General features: G+C 66.9%; 21 protein-coding genes. 5 read left to right on the forward strand and 16 right to left on the reverse strand.

Annotated elements, in window-relative coordinates; genetic code table 11:
* Positions 1-81 precede the first annotated feature (81 nt).
* Positions 82-1041 carry a glutamate ABC transporter substrate-binding protein gene (locus tag A5779_RS31510; protein WP_064887881.1) on the forward strand — a complete coding sequence of 320 codons (960 nt, stop codon included), beginning with the start codon at positions 82-84 and terminating at the stop codon, positions 1039-1041.
* The gene (locus A5779_RS31515) at positions 1041-3320 is read left to right on the forward strand and encodes a serine/threonine-protein kinase PknG (RefSeq protein ID WP_064887828.1); all 2280 of its coding nucleotides are present in this window, start codon (positions 1041-1043) and stop codon (positions 3318-3320) included. The genes A5779_RS31510 and A5779_RS31515 overlap by 1 nt, the downstream gene beginning before the upstream one ends.
* Before the next feature lies 1 nt (position 3321).
* Here the strand turns inward: A5779_RS31515 and A5779_RS31520 are convergent, their stop codons facing one another.
* Genes A5779_RS31520 through A5779_RS31535 form a run of 4 tightly spaced genes read right to left on the reverse strand, consistent with a single transcriptional unit; the run spans position 3322 to position 9471 of the window.
* Complete coding sequence (locus tag A5779_RS31520; RefSeq protein WP_064887831.1) at positions 3322-4452, reverse strand: acetate kinase; 1131 nt, start codon at positions 4450-4452, stop codon at positions 3322-3324.
* A complete protein-coding gene (gene pta, locus A5779_RS31525; RefSeq protein WP_064887834.1) occupies positions 4449-6527 on the reverse strand; it encodes a phosphate acetyltransferase in 2079 nt (692 codons plus the stop codon). Before pta ends, A5779_RS31520 begins: the two co-directional genes overlap by 4 nt.
* Before the next feature lie 51 nt (positions 6528-6578).
* Complete coding sequence (locus A5779_RS31530) at positions 6579-7898, reverse strand: aspartate aminotransferase family protein (RefSeq protein WP_064887838.1); 1320 nt, start codon at positions 7896-7898, stop codon at positions 6579-6581.
* A 16-nt stretch (positions 7899-7914) separates the two neighbouring features.
* A complete protein-coding gene (locus A5779_RS31535; RefSeq protein ID WP_064887840.1) occupies positions 7915-9471 on the reverse strand; it encodes an APC family permease in 1557 nt (518 codons plus the stop codon).
* A gap of 212 nt (positions 9472-9683) precedes the next feature.
* Here A5779_RS31535 and A5779_RS31540 point away from each other — a divergent pair, with 212 nt between their 5' ends.
* Positions 9684-10445 (forward strand): GntR family transcriptional regulator, encoded by a 762-nt coding sequence (locus tag A5779_RS31540; protein WP_064887842.1) that lies wholly within the window; start codon positions 9684-9686, stop codon positions 10443-10445.
* A gap of 2 nt (positions 10446-10447) precedes the next feature.
* Here the strand turns inward: A5779_RS31540 and A5779_RS31545 are convergent, their stop codons facing one another.
* Both A5779_RS31545 and fgd read right to left on the reverse strand, forming a co-directional pair.
* Entirely contained in the window at positions 10448-11410 is a 963-nt protein-coding gene (locus tag A5779_RS31545; protein ID WP_064887844.1) for an endonuclease/exonuclease/phosphatase family protein, read from the reverse strand.
* 1 nt (position 11411) lies between these two features.
* A complete protein-coding gene (gene fgd, locus A5779_RS31550) occupies positions 11412-12422 on the reverse strand; it encodes a glucose-6-phosphate dehydrogenase (coenzyme-F420) (protein WP_064887846.1) in 1011 nt (336 codons plus the stop codon).
* A 35-nt stretch (positions 12423-12457) separates the two neighbouring features.
* On the opposite strand from fgd, the gene A5779_RS31555 reads away from it, so the two are divergent.
* On the forward strand, positions 12458-13198 hold the full coding sequence (locus tag A5779_RS31555) for an MBL fold metallo-hydrolase (RefSeq protein ID WP_064887848.1): 741 nt from the start codon (positions 12458-12460) through the stop codon (positions 13196-13198).
* On the opposite strand, the gene A5779_RS31560 is transcribed toward A5779_RS31555, so the two are convergent.
* The 4 genes from A5779_RS31560 to A5779_RS31575 form a co-directional block, all read right to left on the reverse strand.
* Entirely contained in the window at positions 13195-13497 is a 303-nt protein-coding gene (locus tag A5779_RS31560; protein WP_064887850.1) for a hypothetical protein, read from the reverse strand. The two genes, A5779_RS31555 and A5779_RS31560, sit on opposite strands and share 4 nt — an antisense overlap.
* Before the next feature lie 18 nt (positions 13498-13515).
* Positions 13516-14616 (reverse strand): LLM class flavin-dependent oxidoreductase, encoded by a 1101-nt coding sequence (locus A5779_RS31565; protein ID WP_064887852.1) that lies wholly within the window; start codon positions 14614-14616, stop codon positions 13516-13518.
* Positions 14613-15098: a GNAT family N-acetyltransferase gene (locus A5779_RS31570; protein WP_082941934.1), complete on the reverse strand. Its 486-nt coding sequence runs from the start codon at positions 15096-15098 to the stop codon at positions 14613-14615. Before A5779_RS31570 ends, A5779_RS31565 begins: the two co-directional genes overlap by 4 nt.
* Positions 15099-15203: 105 nt before the next feature.
* Positions 15204-16283: a class I SAM-dependent methyltransferase gene (locus tag A5779_RS31575; RefSeq protein ID WP_064887855.1), complete on the reverse strand. Its 1080-nt coding sequence runs from the start codon at positions 16281-16283 to the stop codon at positions 15204-15206.
* Positions 16284-16356: 73 nt separating this feature from the next.
* Between A5779_RS31575 and A5779_RS31580 the strand changes: the two genes are divergently transcribed.
* Entirely contained in the window at positions 16357-17220 is an 864-nt protein-coding gene (locus tag A5779_RS31580; RefSeq protein WP_064887857.1) for an SDR family oxidoreductase, read from the forward strand.
* Here the strand turns inward: A5779_RS31580 and A5779_RS31585 are convergent.
* Genes A5779_RS31585 through A5779_RS33275 form a run of 6 tightly spaced genes read right to left on the reverse strand, consistent with a single transcriptional unit; the run spans position 17217 to position 21360 of the window.
* Positions 17217-17630: a hypothetical protein gene (locus A5779_RS31585; protein ID WP_064887859.1), complete on the reverse strand. Its 414-nt coding sequence runs from the start codon at positions 17628-17630 to the stop codon at positions 17217-17219. The two genes, A5779_RS31580 and A5779_RS31585, sit on opposite strands and share 4 nt — an antisense overlap.
* An 11-nt stretch (positions 17631-17641) precedes the next feature.
* Positions 17642-18856 (reverse strand): O-succinylhomoserine sulfhydrylase, encoded by a 1215-nt coding sequence (locus A5779_RS31590; RefSeq protein ID WP_064887862.1) that lies wholly within the window; start codon positions 18854-18856, stop codon positions 17642-17644.
* Positions 18857-18876: 20 nt separating this feature from the next.
* Complete coding sequence (locus tag A5779_RS31595) at positions 18877-19290, reverse strand: rhodanese-like domain-containing protein (RefSeq protein WP_064887864.1); 414 nt, start codon at positions 19288-19290, stop codon at positions 18877-18879.
* The gene (locus A5779_RS31600) at positions 19287-19742 is read right to left on the reverse strand and encodes an Rv0361 family membrane protein (protein ID WP_064887866.1); all 456 of its coding nucleotides are present in this window, start codon (positions 19740-19742) and stop codon (positions 19287-19289) included. Before A5779_RS31600 ends, A5779_RS31595 begins: the two co-directional genes overlap by 4 nt.
* Before the next feature lie 7 nt (positions 19743-19749).
* Positions 19750-21033 (reverse strand): formate-dependent phosphoribosylglycinamide formyltransferase, encoded by a 1284-nt coding sequence (purT, locus tag A5779_RS31605; protein WP_064887883.1) that lies wholly within the window; start codon positions 21031-21033, stop codon positions 19750-19752.
* 24 nt (positions 21034-21057) lie between these two features.
* Positions 21058-21360, reverse strand: coding sequence for a UBP-type zinc finger domain-containing protein (locus A5779_RS33275; protein ID WP_082941935.1), 303 nt, complete (start codon positions 21358-21360; stop codon positions 21058-21060).
* Between the last annotated feature and the right edge of the window lie 34 nt (positions 21361-21394).

Consider the following 21394-nt stretch of genomic DNA (forward strand, 5'->3'; position numbering starts at 1 on the left):
CCGCTGATGAGCGCTTGCGCGAAGAAGAGACAGCCGCTGATGAGCGCTTGCGCGAAGAAGAGACAGCCGCTGATGAGGAAGATGAAGAAGGCGTTGGCCGTCCTGACCGCGACCCTGGCGGTGGCCGGGTGCAGTCAGAGCGCGCCGGCGTTGACGTTGCCGACGATGACGCTGGCGCCGCCCAGCCCGGCCGGCATGCAGGAGCTTGCGCCCCAGCCGGTTCGGGTGCCGACGCAGGACACCGACGAGTGCAACCGCACGGCCAGCCTGCGGCCGTTCAGCAATCAGGCCGACGCCGACGCGGCGGTGGCGAAGATCCGCGACCGCGGGCGGCTGGTCGTCGGACTCGACATCGGCAGCAATCTGTTCTCGTTCCGCGATCCGATCACCGGTCAGATCAACGGATTCGACGTCGACATCGCCGGGGAGGTCGCGCGCGACATCTTCGGCACGCCGTCACAGGTCGAGTACCGCATCCTGTCCTCGGCCGACCGCATCACCGCACTGCAGAACAATCAGGTCGACATCGTGGTCAAGACCATGACGATCACCTGCGAGCGCCGCAAGGAGATCAACTTCTCCACGGTGTATTTCATGGCCCACCAACGCATCCTGGCCGCGCGGGACTCCAACATCTCGCAGGCCTCCGACCTCTCGGGCAAGCGGGTGTGCGTGGTGGACGGGACCACGTCGCTCAAGCGGATCCAGCAGATCAGCCCGTCACCGATCATCGTCTCGGTGGTGACCTGGGCCGATTGCCTGGTGGCGCTGCAGCAGCGTCAGGCCGATGCGGTCAGTACCGACGATTCGATCCTGGCCGGGCTGGTGGCCCAGGATCCGTATCTGCACATCGTCGGCCCCAGCCTCAACGAGGAGCCCTACGGCATCGGGCTGAACCTGGACAACACGCCGCTGGTCCGGGTCGTCAACGCGACGCTGGAACGCATCCGCCGCGACGGCACCTGGAACACCTTGTACCGCAAGTGGTTGACGGTCCTGGGGCCGGCGCCGTCGCCTCCGGCCGCGAGGTATGTCGACTGATGAAAAAGCCCGACGACAGCGGACTCCCGGACACCGATCCCGACACCGAGGGCGGCCCCGGGACGCAGCCGGCGAGCCTCGACGACCTCGAGTTGGATTCGCAGTCGACCCTGCGGCCCATGGCGACCCAGGCGGTGTTCCGCCCGGAGTTCGACGATTCCGACGATCCGACGTTCGGCGGCGGCGACACCGAACCGCAGAACCTTGCCACGATCGCCACCCGGATGCTCTCGCCGATCCGCAGACTGGGTGGCGGGCTGGTCGAGATCGCGCGGGTACCCGAGCGGGATCCGTTGACGGCGTTGATGACCAATCCGGTCGTGGCCGAACAGAAGCGGTTCTGCTGGAACTGCGGCAAGCCGGTCGGCAGGTCCTCGTCCGACGGACATGCCCTGTCGGAGGGCTGGTGCCCCCACTGCGGCAGCGCCTACTCGTTCCTGCCGCAGCTGTCGCCGGGTGAGATCGTCGCCGACCAGTACGAGATCAAGGGCTGCATTGCCCACGGTGGGCTGGGCTGGGTGTATCTGGCGTTCGACCACAACGTGAACGAACGTCCCGTCGTGCTCAAGGGACTGGTGCATTCCGGTGACGCCGAGGCGCAGGTGATCGCCATGGCCGAACGTCAGTTCCTGGCCGAGGTGACCCACCCGGGAATCGTGAAGATCTACAACTTCGTCGAACACGACGACAAGCACGGCAACCCGGTCGGCTACATCGTGATGGAGTACGTCGGCGGAACCTCGCTCAAACAGGCCAGGGGAACCCGGCTTCCGGTGGCCGAGGCCATCGGCTACATGCTCGAGATCCTGCCCGCACTGGGCTATCTGCATTCGATCGGGCTGGCCTACAACGACCTCAAGCCCGAGAACATCATGATCACCGAGGAGCAGCTCAAGCTGATCGACCTCGGTGCGGTGTCCAAGCTCAACTCCTACGGATACCTGTACGGCACACCGGGTTTCCAAGCGCCCGAGATCGTACGCACCGGGCCGACTGTGGCCACCGACATCTACACCGTGGGGCGCACGCTGGCCGCGCTGACCTTGAACCTGCGGACCCGGCGAGGTCGCTACGTCGACGGCCTGCCATCCGAGGACCCGGTGCTCGACACCTACGATTCCTTCGGCCGGTTCCTGCGCCGCGCCATCGACCCGGATCCGCGACGCCGGTTCCGCAGCGCCGAGGAGATGTCGTCCCAGCTGCTCGGCGTGCTGCGCGAGGTCGTGGCGGCCGACACCGGAAGTCCCCGCCCCGGCCTGTCGACCGTATTCAGCCCGTCGCGGTCCACATTCGGAGTGGATCTGCTGGTTGCACACACCGACGTCTACGTCGACGGGCAGGTGCATTCGGAGAAACTGACCGCGCAGGAGATCGTGCGAGCACTGCCGGTGCCACTGGTGGACCGCACCGATGTCGGCGCCCCGATGCTGGTGGCCAGTGTGCTCAGCCAGCCTGTGCACACCCTCGACCAGTTGCGGGCCGCTCGGCACGGCGCGATCGATGCCGAAGGCGTGGACCTCTCGGAATCGGTGGAGCTTCCGTTGATGGAGGCGCGTGCGCTACTCGATCTGGGCGACGTCGCCAAGGCCACCCGCAAGCTCGACGACCTGGCGACCTGGGCCGGCTGGCGCTGGCAGCTGGTCTGGTTCCGCGCGGTGGCCGAGATGCTCTCGGCCGATTACGACTCGGCGACAAAGCATTTCACCGAGGTGCTGGACACCCTGCCCGGGGAGCTGGCCCCCAAGCTGGCGCTGGCCGCGACGGCCGAGCTGGCCGGCACCGCCGACGAGCTGAAGTTCTACAACACCGTGTGGAGCACCGACAACGGCGTGATTTCCGCCGGTTTCGGGTTGGCCCGCGCCCAGTCGGTGGCCGGGTCACGGGATGAGGCGGTCCAGACCCTGGACCAGGTTCCGCCCACCTCAAGGCATTTCACCACCGCCCGGCTGACCAGCGCGGTCACCCTGCTGTCCGGTCGGTCCACCGGTGAGATCACCGAGCAGAACATCCGCGATGCGGCGCGACGGGTGGAGGCCCTGCCCGACTCCGAGCCGCGCGTGCTGCAGATCCGGGCACTGGTACTGGGCACCGCGATGGACTGGCTGGCCGACAACACGGCGAGCAGCAATCACATCCTCGGATTCCCGTTCACCGAGCACGGTCTCAAGCTCGGTGTGGAGGCCTCACTGCGGGCGCTGGCCCGGGTCGCCCCCACCCAGTCGCACCGCTACGCCCTGATCGACCTGGCCAACAGCGTGCGGCCGATGAGCACGTTCTGATTCAGGCCAACGCGGCGCAGGCCTTCGCGATCGCCAATTCCTCGTTGGTGGGCACCACCAACACGGTTACGGGTGACTCGGGTGTCGAGATCCGCCGTGCTTCACGCGACGGTGACGCGTTGAGTTGCTCGTCGATCTGGATCCCCAGCGCGGACAGCCCGGCCAGGGCATCGCGGCGCACCGTGGCGTCGTTCTCGCCGACGCCCGCGGTGAAGCTGATGACGTCGGTCCGGCCCAGCACCGCCAGATAGGCGCCGACGTACTTGCGGAGCCGGTGGATGTAGACGTCGTACGCCAATTGCGCGTTCTCGTCGCCGGATTCGATGCGTTTGCGCAACGTGCGGAAGTCGTTCTCGCCACCGAGCCCGAGCACACCCGACTGGCGGTTGAGCATCGTGTCGATGTCCTCGACGTCCATACCCGCCGCCCGGCGCAGGAACAAGATGATGCCGGGGTCGATGTCGCCGCTGCGGGTGCCCATCACCAGGCCCTCCATCGGCGTCATGCCCATCGAGGTGTCTACGGGCCTGCCGCCGGCGATCGCCGACGCCGACGCGCCGTTACCCAGGTGCAGCACAATCTGATTCAGCGACTCGTAAGGCCGGTCCAGGAAAGCGGCTGCCTGCCGGCTCACGTACTCGTGCGAGGTGCCGTGGAAGCCGTAGCGGCGGATGTCCCAGCGCTCGGCCACCTCGCGATCGATGGCGTAGGTGGCCGCCGCTGCGGGCAGGTTGTGGAAGAACGCGGTGTCGAACACCGCCACGTGCGGCAGGTCTGGCAGCAGCTTGCGGGCCACCTCGATGCCCAGGATCGCCGGCGGATTGTGCAGCGGAGCCAGCGGAGACAGCTCTTCGAGCTTGCCGATCAGCTCACTGTCGATCAGCGTGGGGCAGTAGAAAGCCTTGCCGCCGTGCACTACCCGGTGGCCGACTGCCACCAGTCCGAGGGTGTCCAGGTGCAGACCCTGACCCGCCAGTTCGTCGAACGCTGCCCGCAACGCGGCATCGTGATCGGGAACCTGCGCCGAGCCGATCTGCTCGATGATGCCGTCGGCCAGGAATTCTCCCGAAGCCGGTTTCACCACTGCGTATTTCAGCGATGAGGATCCCGAGTTGATCACCAGAACCGTCATGACTGCCCCTGTGCCTGGATCGCGGTGATGGCCACGGTGTTGACGATGTCCTCCACCAGGGCTCCCCGGGACAGATCGTTCACCGGCTTGTTCAAGCCCTGCAGCACCGGGCCGATCGCGATGGCGCCCGCGCTGCGCTGCACCGCCTTGTACGTGTTGTTACCGGTGTTGAGATCGGGGAAGATCAACACGGTGGCGCGACCCGCCACCGGCGAGTCGGGCATCTTCGTCGCCGCCACCGATGGCTCCACCGCCGCGTCGTACTGAATCGGCCCTTCCACCAACAGATCCGGTTCACGTTGCCGCACCAGCTCGGTTGCCGCCCGGACCTTGTCGACGTCGGCCCCGGTACCCGAGGTTCCCGTCGAGTACGACAACATGGCGACCCGCGGATCGATGCCGAACTGCGCGGCGGTGCGCGCCGAGGAGATCGCGATGTCGGCGAGTTGTTCCGAGGTCGGATCGGGCACGATCGCGCAGTCGCCATAGGCCAGCACCCGATCGGCCAGGCACATCAGGAAGATGCTCGACACCGTCGAGATTCCCGGCGCCGTGCGGATGATCTCGAAGGCCGGCCGTACGGTGTGCGCGGTGGTGTGCGCGGCACCCGAGACCATGCCGTCCACCATCTCGTTGTGCACCAGCATGGTGCCGAAATACGAGACGTCGTGAATGATCTCGCGGGCCTGTTCGACGGTCACGCCCTTCTTGCGGCGCAGCTCGGCGTATTGCTCGGCGAACTGGTCGCACAGCTCACTGGTGAGCGGATCCAGAACGACGGCTGCATCCAGGTTGACCCCGAGTTCAGCTGCCCGGGAACGGATCTGGCTCTCCTCGCCGAGGATGGTCAGCTCGGCCACCTCGTGCTGGAGCAGCCGGCCCGCGGCCTTGAGGATGCGGTCGTCGGTGCCTTCGGGCAGCACGATGCGCCTGCGGTCGGAGCGGGCCTGGTCGAGCAGTTGGTAGGTGAACATCTGCGGCGTGGTGACCGCGGGGATCGGAATGCTCAGCTGCGCGATCAGGTCGTTGACGTCGACGTGCTTGTCCATCAACGCCAGCGCGGTGTCGATCTTCCGCTGCGATGTCGACGTGACCCGGCCGCGGGCACCGGCGACCCGACTGGCGGTCTCGAAGGTGCCGTACTTGGTGGCCACGATCGGCAGCCGCAGCCCGAGCCCTTCCACCAGCGATGCGATGGCCGGGTGCAGATCGAGGCCGCCGTTGAGGATGATGCAGGACAGTGACGGAAAGCCTTCTGCCGCATGAGCACTCACCAAGGCCAGCACCACGTCGGACCGGTCCCCCGGAGTGACCACCGCGACGCCCTCGGTCAGCCGCTCCAGGCAGTGCTCGGCGGTCATACCGGCGACCATCACGCCCATCGCCTCGCGCGACAGCAGCTCGGGGTCCCCGGCGATCATCGTGCCGTCGACCGCCACCTGCAGTTCGGCGACCGACGGGGCGACCAGCAACGGCTCCTCGGGAAGCACATACGCGGGCGGGCCGAGCGGTTTGAGGGCCTGGGCCACCGCGTCCAGCTGGGCCGGGTCGCACCGGTTGGCGACGACCGCCGCGGCATGTGCGTGCTGGTGGTTCAGCTCGGCCAGACACACCTCGACCACATGGGCCACCTCGGTAGGTGTCCGGTCGGCGGCCTTGACCGCGAGCACGACAGGCGCGCCGAGGTTGACCGCGATGCGGGCGTTCATGCTCAGCTCGCTGGGGGTGGCGATGTCGGTGTAGTCACTGCCGACGATCAGCACGGCGTCGCACTTCTCGGCCACGCGGTGGAACCGGTCGACGATCTCGGCGATCGCGACGTCGGGGTCTTCGTGTACCTGCTGGTAGCTGACCCCGACGCATTCGTCGTAACTCAGCCCGGCCGTGGCACTGGCCAGCAACAGTTCGAGGATGTAGTCGCGGTCCTCGCCCAGACGGGTGATCGGGCGGAACACCCCCACCCTCGGCACGGTCGCGGCAAGTCGGTGAAGAATGCCGAGCGCAATGGTCGACTTTCCGGTGTCACCTTCGGGCGACGCAATATAGATCGCGGTAGCGACGACTGCCTCTGGCACTGATACAGCTTCCCTCATCAGGGTTTGGACGGCCAGATGCTCTGCTTTTGCTCAGCGCAGCTCACGCAGCGCATCGGCGAATTCGGTGCAGAACCAGTCCACATCCGACAGAGAGAATACCAGGGGCGGTCTCACCTTCAGCACACTGCCCTGCGCCCCGCAAACCGAGATCAGCACCTTGCGGTCCCGCATCGCGTTGACCAGATCGTGCGCCGCGGCCCGGTCAGGGCCCGCCCCGGCGCGGTCGGTCACCATCTCGACACCGACATAGAGTCCGGCACCGCGAACATCGCCGACGCGTGGATCGTCGGCGGCCAGCCGGGTCAGTTCGTCACGCAGGGCCGTGCCGACCCGCGCCGCGTTGGCCATCAACTCCTCGCCTTCGATGACGTCGAGCACCGCGGCCGCGGCCGCCATCGACACCGGATTGCCTCCGAAGGTGTTGAAGTACGGCACCTCCCGGGCGAAGGCCTCCAGCACCTCGCTGCTAGCGGCCATCGCCGCCACCGGCAACCCGTTGGCCATCGGCTTGCCCATTGTGACGAGATCGGGCACGACACCGTGGCGGGTGAAGCCCCACATCGTCTCCCCCGTCCGGCCGAACCCAGGCTGCACCTCGTCGGCGATGAATACCCCGCCGGCCGCCCGCACCGCGGCCACCGCAGGCGCCAGCACCGAGGGATCGGGATAGATGCCGTCGGAGGAGAAGAAGGTGTCCACGATCAGAGCACTCAGACCGAACCCGGCGGCCTCGAGGTCGGCGATCGCGGCTTCCACATCGACCAGGAAGCGCTCTGCCACTTCGGCACCCGAGCGGTAACTGTCCGGCGCGGCCACCGAGCGCACATGGGATCCGATGGTGGTGGCACCGCCGAGCGACGGTGAAATCGCCGTCACCGCTTCGGTATTGCCGTGGTAGGCGTCGCGGGTGACGATCACACCGCGCGCCCCGGTATACCTCTGTGCCACCCGCAAAGCCAGATCGTTGGCCTCCGAACCGGTGCAGGCATACATCACCTGGTCGAGTTCCGCCGGAAAGGTGGCGAGCAACCGCTGCGAGTACTCCACGATGCCCTCGTGCAGGTAGCGGGTGTGGGTGTTGAGCGTCTCGGCCTGACGGGTGAGTGCGGCGACCACGTGCGGGTGGCAGTGCCCGACGCTGACGACGTTGTTGTACGCGTCGAGGTAACGCGTGCCGTCCGCGTCGAACATGTGGCTGCCGCTGCCGCGGACCAGGTGTACCGGCCGCTCGTAGAACAGCCGGTACGCCGGGCCCAGCAGGTGGGTGCGGGCCTCGATCAGCTTTTCGGTGTCGGGATCGGCCGACTGACCGGTGTAGCTGTTGGAGTCCATGATGTTCGAGAAACTCATCCCGTGCACCCCCTGCTCAGCGTTCGTGCGCCTCCTCCAACACGGTCCGACCCAGGTCGGAATACCGTTCCGGATCCCTGAATTTCAGGAACAGCGCCCACAGCACACCACCGATTCCGGCGATGCCGACAACATACGGGATTGCTGTGAAGATCCAGTCAGAAGCGGCTGAACCCGCAGCAAACGACGCGTTCTGGGCGAGCAGGTAGATGACGTAGAGCATGCCGACCCCGCCCAGCAGCGGAGCCAGGAAAGTGGTGAACCAGTTCGCCGTTTCGGGATGGCGCTTCTGGACATGGAAGTACGAGATCACCGAGAACGCCGCCAGCGCCTGGACGATCATGATGGCCGTCGTACCCAGCAATGCCATCAGGCCGTACAACCCGGTGTACGGGTCGCGTCCGGTGATGTCGAAGAACATCACCACCGCGGTCGCGAATCCGGTCTGCACGAATCCCGCGATGTGTGGCGAGCCGTGCACCGGGTGGGTGGCACCGATGGTCTGGCGCATGCCGGGGATGACGTTCTCGCGGCCGAGTGCGTAAAGGTAACGCGCAGCGCAGTTGTGAAACGCCATACCGCAGGCGAAGGAGCCCGACATCAGCAGGATCTTGAACAGATCGACGGCCCACTGTCCGAGGTGCTCGTGCACCGGAGTGAAGAAGATGTCACCCGCGGTGGCCGAATCCTGTGCCAGTGCAACGGCGTTCTGCGGTCCGGTGCCGACGATGGCCAACCACGAGACCAGGACGTAGAAGGTGCCGATGCCGACCACCGAGCTGATCACCGCGATCGGGATGATCTTCTTGGGATTGCGTGACTCCTCGCCGTACATCGCGCTGGACTCGAAGCCCACCCACGACCAGAACGCGAAGAACAGGCCGACGCCGGCGGAACCGGCGACCGTGATCATGCTGCCGTCGGCACCGGCGACCTCACCGGACAGACTCTGAAAACCGTTGAGCGGGTTGAGTGATCCCAGAGACCAGCCCTGCGGACCGCCTCCGGTGAAGACCACCGACAGCGCCATCATGGCCAGCATGATGATCTCGGTGATCAGGAACACGGCGAGCACCTTGGCGGCCAGGTTGATGTCGAAGTAGGTCAGCACCGCGTTCACGGCGAGCATCACCACCGCGAAGAGAATCCACGGCACGTCGACGCCGAAGAACGACTTGAACAGATCGTTCCCGAAGAACGAGAAGATGCCGATCAGCGACGCCTCGAACACCATGTAGGCCAGCGCCGTCAGGAATCCCGCGCCGAGACCGACGACGCGGCCCAACCCGTGCGATATGTACCCGTAGAAGGCACCGGTGGCAGTGATGTGCCTGCTCATCGCGGCGTAGCCGATGGCGAACAGGGTCAGCACGATGGTCGCGACGAAGTATCCGGCCGGCGCGTTGACGCCGTTGCCGAAGCCCACCGAGATCGGCACGTTGCCGACCATGGCCGTGATGGGGGCGGCGGTGGCGACCGCCATGAACAGCACACCGACCAACCCGACGGCGTTGGGTTTGAGGCGTTGGACGGAGGCGCCGGACGGGGCCGGTGGATCGATGATCTCACTCATTGCGGGTCCTAACTGAGGACGGTTTTCGGACCACTATTTGGTCTGATTTCCTGTCGTCGCCGACGGCATTGTGATGCGACGCAGCACATTGTCATCCCACCCAGACCGTCGGGCAACTCGAAACTCGTTGCGGGTCAATCGCTTTGTTGCGGTCATGTAAACCGTTCGGTTTCGGTCTGCTCTGCGGCGTCTATTTGGTTCACACTCGGGGCATGTCCCTGACACCGGGCGGCCCCGTCGCCGAGGACGTGCGCCGACGCATCCTGTCCATGTTGGCCCTGGGCACCCTTCGCCCCGGCTCACGGCTGGGCACCGAACGGGAGATGGCGGCGAATTTCGCGGTGTCGCGCTCCACACTGCGCAGCGCGCTGCTGCCGCTGAGTCAGGCGGGCGTACTGGAGCGCCGCACCGGGCGCAACGGCGGCACGTTCGTGCGCGCCGACGTCGTCGAACGCAATGCCGCCGAACTGGCGGGGTTGCCGGATCGGTTGCGCACCGGTGGTCACACCAGCGCCACCCGCGTACTGACGACAGACCGCAGGCCGGCCACCCCGGTGGAGGCGCATGCCCTCGAAATCGCCGATGGTGCAGAGATATTCACGATCCGAAGGTTGCGGTTCGCCGACGGTGTGCCGCTCTCGGTGGATCTGGCCTGCTTCGTGGCCGCCCACGTGGAAGATCTGCTGGAACAGCCGCTCGGCGGTTCGCTGTATGAGTTGGTGCGGGTGCGGTACGGCCTCACCCCGGCCGCCAACACCGAGACCATCGAAGTGGTCAGCGCCAGTCCCCGCGAAGCGCAGTGGCTCGACATCGCCCACCGCAGGCCGCTCCTGGCCATCACGCGGGTCACCCGCGACAGCAGTGGCCGCCCGTTCGAGTACGCCTACGACTTGTTCCGGGCCGACCGGGTCCGGCTCACCGCCACCAGTCAGGGCGGTGTCGGTGCAGTGCAACGCTCGGTGTGCAGCGCCTGAGATCAGGCCCCGTGTGGGACAACGATGTCGGCGATGAGGGCCATGTGGTCGGCCTCCGGCACGAGCTCCGTTCGTACCGCGGTCGCGTCGGCATTGCGTAACAGCACATGATCGATTCCGACGGCAGGCACCCTTCGGGGACCGACCGGGAAGGTGCGGACCAGGCCCCCGCCGGCCTGCTCTGCGGCGTCGCGGTAGCCGGTGGCCAGCAGTTCCCGGAACGGCAACATGTCGTGGGTGGCATTGAAGTCCCCGGCCACGATCACCGCACCCGGACCGGCCTCGTCGGCCAACTCGCGCAGCATTGTCGGGAACTTCGCCATGTCGTTGCGCCACGACTCGATCGGCTGCGGCCACGGCGCGGCGAAATGGACCCCCACCAAGATCGGGGGAACCGCGACGTCCGGCACATGGACCCGGGACCGCAGCATCACCATCGAGTAGCCCGGGACATGTGCACTGTCGGTCAACGGGAACCGGCTCCAGATTCCGAGGCCGCCGGCCATCGGCTCGGGGTCGAAGATCCGGTGGCCGAAGGTGTTCTCCAGCCCGGCCGCGATCAACCCGTCGGCGGCCTCCTGCGTGAGCTCCTGTATTACGACGACATCGGCCGTCCGTTCGGCAGCGGCCACCACCGCGGCCGGATCCCCGCGCCCCATACCGAGATTCGAGGTGAACACCCGCACCGGTGCCGACTGCGCCGTCACCGCCTCGGGACCGAGGTACTGCGGCACCTGGATCACGGCGATCGCCAGCGTCAGCACCACGGCCAGCGCCGTCAGCACCCACCGCCGACCGAGCACCAGCAGCAACACCGCCACCGGGGCGGCCAAGGTCAGGTAGGGCGATGCCGTCGCCAACAGCACCGTGCCGTGGCGGCCCAGCGGTACGTAGCGCACCGCCAGGCCCACCACGGCCACACCCGCCGCGACCACCCCGGAGAGGGTCGCGAGAATTCGGATCAACTCAGCCGAGCTTGCGCAGCCGCGGTTCCAGATCCTTCTTGAACAGGTCGAGGAACCGACGCTGATCGTGACCGGGGGCGTGGAACACCAGGTGGTTCAGGCCCCACTTGACGTACTGGCCGACCTTCTCGACCGCCTCATCGGGATCCGAGGCGACGATCCAACGCTTGGCGACCTGCTCGATGGGCAGCGCGTCGGCGGCCTTCTCCATCTCGATCGGGTCATCGATGGAGTGCTTCTGCTCCGGCGTCAGCGACAGCGGCGCCCAGAACCGGGTGTTCTCCAGCGCAGCCTCGGGATCCGGATCGTAGGAGATCTTGATCTCGATCATCCGGTCGATGTCCTCGGCGTTGCGGCCGGCAGCCTCCGCACCCTCCTTCACGGCCGGGATGAGCTTGTCCTTGTAGAGCTCCTCACCCTTACCCGAGGTGCAGATGAACCCGTCACCCGCGCGACCCGCGTACTTGGCCACCACCGGACCACCGGCAGCGATGTAGACCGGCACACCGCCCTCGGGCACGTCATAGATCGAGGCGCCCTTGAGCTTGTAGTACTCACCCTCGAAATCGACGCGGTCGCCCAGCCACAGCTCACGCATGAGCTTGACCGACTCCCGCAGCCGGGCGAAACGCTCCTTGAACTCCGGCCACTGCCCGCTGTAGCCGGTGGCGATCTCGTTGAGCGCCTCGCCGGTACCCACGCCGAGGAAGATGCGGTCCGGGTACAGACACGCCATCGTCGCGAACGCCTGAGCGATCACCGCCGGGTTGTACCGGAACGTCGGCGTCAGCACCGAGGTGCCCAGCACGAGCCGCTCGGTGCGCTCACCCACCGCCGTCATCCAGGCCAGCGAGAACGGCGCATGCCCGCCCTCGTGCCGCCAGGGCTGGAAATGGTCGCTGACCGTCGCGCTGTCCATCCCGGCCGCTTCGGCCAGCACCGCCAGCTCGACCAGTTCCCGAGGCGCGAACTGCTCCGCCGATGCCTTATATCCCAGTTTCAGTTCAGCCACGGCTTCGTTTCTACTCCTATGCTTAAACTCGCGACATGGCAGCAGCCCTGACCGCGATCACCGAGCACGTGCACTTCGCACAGACCGACTTGGTCAACTGGACGCTGGTGACCGACGGGGACCGGGTCATGCTGATCGACGCCGGGTTCCCGGGCCAGCGCCAAGACGTCATCGGCTCGGTGAACCAACTCGGCTACTCCATCGACGACATCGCCGCGGTCCTGCTCACCCACGCTCACATCGACCACTTCGGCACCGCGATCTGGCTCGCGAAAACCCATGGCGTACCGGTGTTCTGCCACGCAACCGGGCTCGGTCACGCCAAACGCGAATACCTGGAGCAGGCCGCACCCGCCGATGTGGTGCGCAACATCTGGCAGCCCCGCTGGCTGAAGTGGGCGGCCACCATCACCGTCAAAGGCGGGATGAACCATGCCGGTATCCCCACCGCGCAGGCGCTGACCCCCGAGATCGCCGCCGGGCTGCCCGGCGCGCCCGTCGCCGTGCCGACGCCGGGTCACACCGGCGGACACTGCTCATTCATCGTCGGCGGCGCCCTGGTCAGCGGCGACGCACTGGTGACGGGGCACCCGCTGCTGCGGCGCACCGGTCCGTCACTGCTTCCGGCGTTGTTCAACCACGACGAGGACGGCTGTCTGCGCAGCCTCGAGACGCTCGGTGTGCTGGGTACCGACATCATGCTTCCCGGCCACGGGCCGATGTGGCGCGGATCGATCGCCGACGCCGCCGCCACCGCCGCGGCCGTCCACGCTTAGTGCTGCAGGATCCGGTATCCCAGCAGGAAGAACCCGGTCAGGCACAAACCGCAGGCCAGCACGATCGTGGGCATCAGGACCATCTGGTCGAGCTCGTCGGGGTCGAACACCTCGTCGTCGTACACCGAGCCGAACAGCACCCGGGCAAACCTGGTCCGGCGGAATGCGTGCATCCGCCGTCGTGATTCCGCCGAGTCCGCCCGGCGACCGATGAACAGCCGCAGAGCCACGCCGCTCGCAAACACCACCGCAGCCGCTACCAGTAGCAGCGATCCCACGATTACCTGCAGACTCGGCATCGCAGGCCAGCCTAGCCGCTAACGACCCCACCGCTCGGCAAGCAGCTGGTGGGAGCGCAGCCGGTCGGCGTGCCGGTGCGTCACCGAGGTGATGACGAGTTCGTCCGCACCGCTGAGGCGTTGCAACGCTTCCAGCCGGGTGGCCACCTGATCGGGATCACCGACGAATTGCGTTGCGATACGGTCCCGGACCACGTCCAACTGCTCGTCGGACAGCGGCCCACAGTCGTCCGGGTCCGGATAGGGCATGGCGCCACCGCCGGCCCGGACCGAATGCACCCAGTGCCCGTAACTCGACGCCAGATGCCGTGCGGTGGCTTCGTCGTCGGCGACGACCACGTCGGCCGACACCGCCACGTACGGCTCGGACAGGAACTCCGACGGGGTGAATCCGTTGCGGTGCACCTCGATTGCCTCCAGCGCAGTGGCGGGCGTGATGTGATAGCTCGCCACGAACGGCAACCCGCGCGCGGCCGCGACGCGTGCACTCTGCCCCTTGCTGCTGCCGAACACCCACGGTGTCAGGTCGGCGCCCGCACCGGGAACGGCCGTGCCCACCTCGTAACGGCCGGCGAGCATGGCCAGGATGTCGTCCACCTGTTCGGCGAAATCCGGTGTGAGCGCTTCGGGTTGCTGCAATACGGCCATCCGTGACCGCAACTGCGGGTCCCGCATCAGCGCACTGACGTCGTAGGGCGTCGGGATCACCACACCGTCGATCTCGTGCCACCGGCGCGGCGGCCTCGGCTCGCGTGGCTTGTCCCGCACCGCCTCGGCGCGTTTCTGACCCGAGCGGCCCACCCCGAGATCGATCCGGTCGGGGTAGAACGCTGCCAGGGTGCCGAAGCTCTCGACCACGGCGACCGCCGTGGTGTGGCCGAGTTGCACGGCAGCGGTGCCGACCCTGATCCGTTCCGTGGCCGCCGCGATCTGCCCCACCAGAACCGCGGGCGACGAACTGGCCACCGATACAAAGTGATGCTCGGCGACCCAATACCGTTGGTAGCCCCACTGTTCGGCGTGCCGGGCCAGGTCGACGGTGTTTCGCAGCGCGGTCTGCGCGTCGCTGCCCGCGCTGATCGGCGCCAGATCGAGGATCGAGAGCGGAGTGGTGGTCACGTCAGCTCCTTCTCGAACGCGATCGGGAAGACCGTCCCCTCCCCCTCGGGCGGCAAGGGTGCGGTGAGCCGGGTGTAACCCGCGGAGTCGTAGAGCGCCTCGGCCTCGGGCTGCAGGTGACCCGTCGTCAGATAGACCCTCCGGTACCCACGTGCGGAGATCTCGGATTCGAGGTGGGCCAGCAGCACCCTGCCGTAGCCGCGCTTGCGGAAACGACTGTCGGTCCAGATGCGTTTGAGTTCGGCGGTGTCGGCGTCGAATCGGGTGAATGCGCCGCCGGTCACCGGCACACCGTCGAGCACGCCGATGTACAGGCCGCCGCCGGGCGGGGCGAACTCGTCGGAAGACTTCCCACGCAGCCAACCCATCATCTGCTCCGGCGTTCCGCCGTAGCGCCCCGAGTACTCCACGGACAGCTCGGCCAGCAGCGGGGCAGCCAGTGGATCGTCCAGATCGACTGCGACGAACCGCACACCACTCACGGGGGCTGACTTAACCACCGTTCCGATACTCACGGCTGCTTCAACGCGCAGCCACGGCCGGGATATGCCCACAGGCTCAGCCTGATCAAAACCCTGCCGAACCGCTCATTTCCTGGCCAGGTAGTAGTAGTTCGACGGGTCCTGCTCGATCTCGGTGACCTCCACGTCGGCGAATCCCGCGTCGGTCAGCATCGACACCGCCAACTGCCTGCCCCACATCGTCCCCAGCCCGGCTCCGTCCAGACCGAGCGAGACCGACATGCAATGGGTCAGCGACACCGCGTAGCGGTACGTGCTCATCACCGCGCCGATGTTGTCCTCCAGCCGGCTGGAAGCCTTGATGTCGGCCATCACCAGCACCCCACCCGGCCGCAGCGCACGATAGATGTTCTCCAGCACCCGGGCGGGCTGGGCCTGGTCGTGGATCGCATCGAACGCGGTGATGAGGTCGTACGCCTCGGTCTGGTCGAGGTTCGCCAAGTCGGCGGAAAGGTACGAGACGTTGGTCAAACCACGTTGCGCAGCCGCCGCAGCCCCGGTGGCGACCGCTTCTTCCGAGAAGTCGATTCCGGTGAATCGGCTGGCCGGATAGGCCGCGGCCATCAGGCCGATCGCGTACCCGCTGCCGCAACCGAAATCGGCGACGTCGATGCCGCTCTCGAGCCGTTGCGGCAGGTCGTCGACCAACGGCAGCACGGCACTGACCAGGGCGGCGTCGAACACCTCGCCACTGCGCTCGGCCATCACGGTGTGGAAGCGCGGATAGTCGTCGTAGCTCAGACCACCGCCGTCGCGGAAGCAGCCGAGGATCTTCTGTTCGACCTCGCACATCAGCGGCACGTACTGGGCCAGACGCGCCAGGTTGTCCAGACCGGACTCGCGCGTCAGCGCAGCGGCGCGGTGCTCGGGCAACCGGTATGTAGAGGCTTCCGCGTCGTAGTCGACCACGTGTCCCGCGGCCAGTCCGCCGAGCCATTCGCGGACGTAGCGTTCATCGAGGCCCGCGGCCGCGGCGATCTCGGTGCTGGTTGCCGACGGCAGCTTGGCCATCACGTCGAACAGCCCGGTCTGGTGGCCGATGCTCAACAGCAGGGTCAACCCCGCACTGTCGATCGCCGCGGTCATCCGTTCGGAGAAATCCTCTGCGGTTTCGGTAATTGCCTGCTGATCGGTGCCATTCGCCATCACGCCCGCCCAGACTACGCCGCCTCGGCCACCCCCTTCCGCGCAAAACTTGACACGTGTAAAGTTCGCCGCCATGGACAACATCAGGGGCAAGACCATCGCGATCACCGGCGCCGCCCGCGGCATCGGTTACGCCACCGCCAAGGCCCTGCTGGCCAACGGCGCCCGGGTCGTCATCGGTGACCGTGACGTGGCCCTTCAGGAGTCGGCCGTCGTCGAGCTGACCAAGCTCGGCCAGGTCTCCGGCTACCCGCTCGACGTCACGGACCGGGAATCGTTCGCGACATTCCTGGACAAGGCCCGCACCGACGGCGGCGGCCACATCGACGTGCTGATCAACAACGCCGGTGTGATGCCGGTCGGGCCGTTCCTGGAGCAGAGTGAGCAGTCGATCCGGTCGAACATCGAGGTCAACGTCTACGGCGTGCTCACCGGCTGCCAGCTGGCACTGCCGGACATGGTCAAGCGTCGCCGCGGCCACGTCATCAACATCGCGTCGCTGTCGGGCCTGATCCCGCTGCCCGGCCAGGTGGTCTACGTCGGCGCGAAGTACGCCGTCGTCGGGCTCACCACCGCGCTGGCCGACGAGATGGCACCGCACGGGGTCGACGTTTCGGTGATCATGCCGCCGTTCACCAACACCGACCTCATCTCGGGCACCAAGTCCGGCGGGGCCATCAAGCCCGTCGAACCCGAAGACATCGCCGCCGCGATCATCAAAACGCTCAACAAGCCCAAGACGCACGTGTCGGTGCCGCCGCCGCTGCGCTTCACCGCGCAGGCGGCGCAGATGCTGCCGCCCAAGGGCCGTCGCTGGATGAACAAGAAGCTGGGCCTGGACAACGTGTTCCTGGAGTTCGACACCGCCAAGCGCAAGGCCTACGAGGACCGGGCTCAGGCCGCCCAGGGCGTCATCGACTCCGACGGCAAGAGCTAGCCGAAGGTCGGCAGCTCGGCTCCGTGACGGTAGCCCTCGATCACGTCGAGGGCACCGTCGAGCAGTTCCTCGTGGGTGAACTCGTAGCGCTCGACGCTGCCGACGAACACCACCCGGACGATCTCGCCGTCCTCGGCCGCGTCCAGCCAAAGTGAGGTCACCGGCAGGCCGTCGTCGACCTGGGCGCCGGACGGCTCGTAAAACCACACCGCGTAGTCGTCGTTGGACTGTTCCTCGTCAAAAGTCCAGCCGCGCGCGGTGATTCGATCGTCGAACTCGGCCAGATCGGCGACGACGGCATCCGGGATGTCGGCCAACTCATCGACCATCTCGTGGGCCACCAACCGCGTGTCACGAGCGGCCTGCCGCTTGCGGCGGCGGGCCTTCTTGGCGTCGGAGCCCTTGGACACGCCTGGCCCGCCTAGCTCAGCGCCTGGTCGAGATCGGCGATCAGATCCTCGGTGCCCTCCAGGCCGATCGAGATGCGCACGACACCGTCGCCCAGTCCGATCGCGGCGCGCCCCTCCGGGCCCATGGCCCGGTGCGTCGTCGTTGCCGGGTGGGTGATCAGTGTCTTGGAGTCACCGAGGTTGTTCGAGATGTCCACGACGCGCAGCTTGTCGAGCACCTCGAAGGCGCGCGCCTTGCCGTCATCGGCATTCAGCTCGAAGGTGACGACGGTGCCGCCGCCACGCATCTGCCGCTGCGCCAGGTCGTACTGCGGATGCGACTTCAGGAACGGGTACTTCACCCATCTCACCGACGGATGGCCTTCCAGGAACTCGGCGATCCGCTGCGCCGAGCGGTTCGAATAGTCCACCCGGACCGCAAGCGTCTCAAGGCCTTTCAGCAGCGTCCAGGCGTTGAACGCGCTGATCGCCGGGCCGGTGTGGCGCATGAGCTTCTGCACCGGGCCGTCGATGTACTCCTTGTCACCGAGGATCGCCCCGCCGAGCACGCGGCCCTGCCCGTCGATGTGCTTGGTGCCCGAATACACCACCACGTCCGCGCCGAGCGGCATGCCCTGCTGCAGTAGCGGCGTGGCGAAGACGTTGTCCAGCACGACCTTTGCACCGGCGGCATGGGCCAGTTCGGACACCGCGGCGATGTCGACCAGGGACTGCATCGGGTTGGACGGCGTCTCGAAGAACACCGCGGTCGTCGGAACGGACAGTGCCTCTTCCCACTGCGCGAGGTCCTCGCCGTCGACGAACACGGTCTCCACACCCCAGCGGGGCAGGATCTCGTTGCACACCACGAAGCAGGATCCGAAGAGGCTGCGGGCGGCCACGAGGCGGTCACCGGCACCCAGCAGGGCACCGAGGGCGGTGAAGACGGCAGCCATGCCAGTCGCGGTGGCGAAACACGCGGGCGCGTCCTCGATCAGCCGCAACCGCTCCTCGAACATCGAGATGGTCGGGTTGCCGTAGCGGGAGTAGACGAAACGGTCGATCTCGCCGGTGAACGCCTTCTCGGCCGCGGATGCGGATTCGTAGACGTACCCCGAGGTCAGATACATCGCCTCGGCGGTTTCCTCGAACTCCGAGCGCAGCAGACCGCCGCGCACGCCGATGGTGGCCTGGCTGACGCCCTCGGGCAGAGCAGCCGGTATCCGGACAGATGGGATGTCAGTCATGTTGTTTTCGACTCTGCTACTCAACTCTGTGTCCAAGGCAGACCGACGGCTTTCCAACCGGTACCGCCACGGTGGCGGAACTCGTCGAGATTGCCCTCGAATCCGTCGAGGATGTTGTACGACGGCGCGATGCCGGCCGCAGTGGCGGCCTCGGCCGCACCGATCGAACGGTTGCCGGAACGACACAGGAAGACCACCGGACGCTCACCCGGCGTTACTCCTGACGCCTTGAGATCGTCGACGAAGGCGTCGTTGTGCCCGCCGTCCGTGCGGTTCCATTCCACGTACACCACGTCACGCTCGAGGGTGGACAGATCCGGCACGCCGACGAAGCGCCACTCGGCGTCGGTACGGCAGTCCACCAGCACGGCCTCGGAATTCTCGCTCAGAAGCTTCCAGGCCTCCTCAGGCGTGATGTCACCTGCATAGCTCACGGGCGTGAGTCTCCCATACTCGAGCAGACGCGCCATTGGCCGTCCTCACGCACGAACGCCGTCTCGCTGTTCACCTTGGCGTCGGGGGTGTTGCCGAAGTGGTAGACCACCGTTGCGGTGGCCCGATCACCCTCGACGTGCACCCCGGTCACGTCGTCCACATACCTGGCACCCTGCTTGGCCACCGAGTCACGCTGCCGGGCAATGAAATCGGCTTCGGTGCCACGTTGCGCGACGCAGGTGTGATCGGAGAACTCGCCGAAGCTCTCCCGCTGCAGAGCGTCGTTCTGGCCGACTGCGGCGAGGCTCACCTTCTGCTCCTCGCTGCGCCCGTCGCTGCCGAACGTGTTGAGCAGAACGACAACGATCACCACGAGCACAATGATGGCCAGCGCGCCGAGGAACGGCGCCATCGTGGGCCGGTCCCCCGTTTCCTCCGTGTCCTCAGCCATCAACGGTTCACCACAGCTTGCGCAGCGCGGAGCCGACCCGGCGGGCACGGTCCCGGGCGATGATCACATCGGGCGCGGTGGCCAGGGCCACCCCGAGCCGCCGTGGGGCGTCGGATTCACCCGGTCGGCCGAACAACCGCACATCGCTTTCCGACGTGGCCAGCGCGTCGGCCAACACACCGCTGATGTCGCCCGACAGTTCACCGGTGTCGGCTCCGCCGTAGCTGACCTCGGCAGCTGCCGGGGAGATCATGATGGTGTCGACCGCCAGGCCCAGGATCGCCCTGGCGTGCAGCTCGAACTCCGACAGCCGCTGCGACCGCAGTGTCACCAGCCCACTGTCGTGCGGCCGGATCCGGACATCGGAGAAGTACACGTCGTCGCCCTGCACCAGCAACTCGACCCCGAACACCCCACGCCCGCCCAACGAGTTGACGATCCGGGCGGAGATCGACTTCGCGGCGTCCAGCGCAGCCGGTGACAGGGGCTGAGGCTGCCAGGACTCCAGCACATCGGTACCGACCTGACGGTGCCCGATCGGCTCGCAGAACTGCACGCCGGGACCGGACGGTCCGGCGGTGCGCACGGTCAGCATCGTGATCTCGTAGTCGACCTCGACGACGGACTCGGCCAGCACGCGGTTCTGCGCGATGTGTCCGGCGGTGGTCGCCCGCTGCCAGGCCGGTTCGACGTCGTCGGACCGCAGCATCACCGACTCCCCGTCGCGCTGCGCGCCCACCACCGGCTTGACCACCAGCGGGAAGCCGGCATGCTCAGCCACCGCGGTCAGCTCGTCGACCGACCCGGCGAACCAGAACGGCACCGTGGGCAGGCCCAGCTCGTCCGACGCCAGGCGGCGCAGGCCCTCGCGGTCCTGACTGAGCCGAATGCTGCGCGGTGTGGGGAGAACCTCGATGCCGCCCCGCTCGGCGACCGCGACGAGCGCGTCGGCGGCGATGACACCGGACTCGGCCACCACGTAGCGCGGCTGCTCCCGCTCGATCAGCGCAGCGAGTTCCTCGGCGTCATTCATCTTGATCACCGCAGAGCGGTCCGCGACGCCGTGCGCGGGGGCGTAGTAGCGGTCCGCGGCGACCACGACTCCGCCCAGCCGCTGAAAGGCCAGCGCGAGCTCCCGGCTCAACTCACCCGAACCCAGCAGCAGCACCGTCGCCGCCGGATCGGTGGGCTTGGGGGACTCCGTGGGCTTGGGGGACGGAGCCTCTTCGGCACCGTCGACCTGATCATCCGTCAGGTCATCAGTCTGCGCGTCCTCAATCGATTCACTCATCGCACGCACCAGCCTGCCAGATCGTCACCCGACCCGGTGGTCGATATAGCACCAACGCCAGCTCTCCCCGGGTTCTGCCGAGCGCATCACCGGATGGCCACTCTGGTGAAAGTGCTTGGTGGCATGCTGATGCGGACTTGAGTCACAGCAACCGACGTGACCGCACGTCATGCACATCCGCAGATGCGCCCAGTTGTCCTCGCCGTCTTCCTCACATTCCTGGCATCGACCAGGGGTCACGGGATGCGGCTCGGCAACCTCCGCGTTCAGATGCTCACAGGTGCGAGGCGCCGGGTTGTGCTCGCGCCGCCGTGATCTCCTCAACATGTTGACCAAGGATAAGCAAGCACACGAAGGAGGG

The organism is Mycolicibacterium peregrinum, from assembly GCF_001665625.1.
In the GTDB taxonomy this organism is placed as follows: domain Bacteria; phylum Actinomycetota; class Actinomycetes; order Mycobacteriales; family Mycobacteriaceae; genus Mycobacterium; species Mycobacterium peregrinum_B.

Bases quoted from the DNA above. Each gene is read 5' to 3' on its own strand.
- A5779_RS31510 (WP_064887881.1), top strand. From the start codon at position 82: ATGAAGAAGGCGTTGGCCGTCCTGACCGCGACCCTGGCGGTGGCCGGG.
- A5779_RS31515 (WP_064887828.1), top strand. From the start codon at position 1,041: ATGAAAAAGCCCGACGACAGCGGACTCCCGGACACCGATCCCGACACC.
- A5779_RS31520 (WP_064887831.1), bottom strand. From the start codon at position 4,452: ATGACGGTTCTGGTGATCAACTCGGGATCCTCATCGCTGAAATACGCA.
- A5779_RS31530 (WP_064887838.1), bottom strand. From the start codon at position 7,898: ATGAGTTTCTCGAACATCATGGACTCCAACAGCTACACCGGTCAGTCG.
- A5779_RS31535 (WP_064887840.1), bottom strand. From the start codon at position 9,471: ATGAGTGAGATCATCGATCCACCGGCCCCGTCCGGCGCCTCCGTCCAA.
- A5779_RS31540 (WP_064887842.1), top strand. From the start codon at position 9,684: ATGTCCCTGACACCGGGCGGCCCCGTCGCCGAGGACGTGCGCCGACGC.
- A5779_RS31555 (WP_064887848.1), top strand. From the start codon at position 12,458: ATGGCAGCAGCCCTGACCGCGATCACCGAGCACGTGCACTTCGCACAG.
- A5779_RS31560 (WP_064887850.1), bottom strand. From the start codon at position 13,497: ATGCCGAGTCTGCAGGTAATCGTGGGATCGCTGCTACTGGTAGCGGCT.
- A5779_RS31575 (WP_064887855.1), bottom strand. From the start codon at position 16,283: ATGGCGAATGGCACCGATCAGCAGGCAATTACCGAAACCGCAGAGGAT.
- A5779_RS31580 (WP_064887857.1), top strand. From the start codon at position 16,357: ATGGACAACATCAGGGGCAAGACCATCGCGATCACCGGCGCCGCCCGC.
- A5779_RS31590 (WP_064887862.1), bottom strand. From the start codon at position 18,856: ATGACTGACATCCCATCTGTCCGGATACCGGCTGCTCTGCCCGAGGGC.
- A5779_RS31600 (WP_064887866.1), bottom strand. From the start codon at position 19,742: ATGGCTGAGGACACGGAGGAAACGGGGGACCGGCCCACGATGGCGCCG.
- purT (WP_064887883.1), bottom strand. From the start codon at position 21,033: ATGAGTGAATCGATTGAGGACGCGCAGACTGATGACCTGACGGATGAT.
- A5779_RS33275 (WP_082941935.1), bottom strand. From the start codon at position 21,360: ATGTTGAGGAGATCACGGCGGCGCGAGCACAACCCGGCGCCTCGCACC.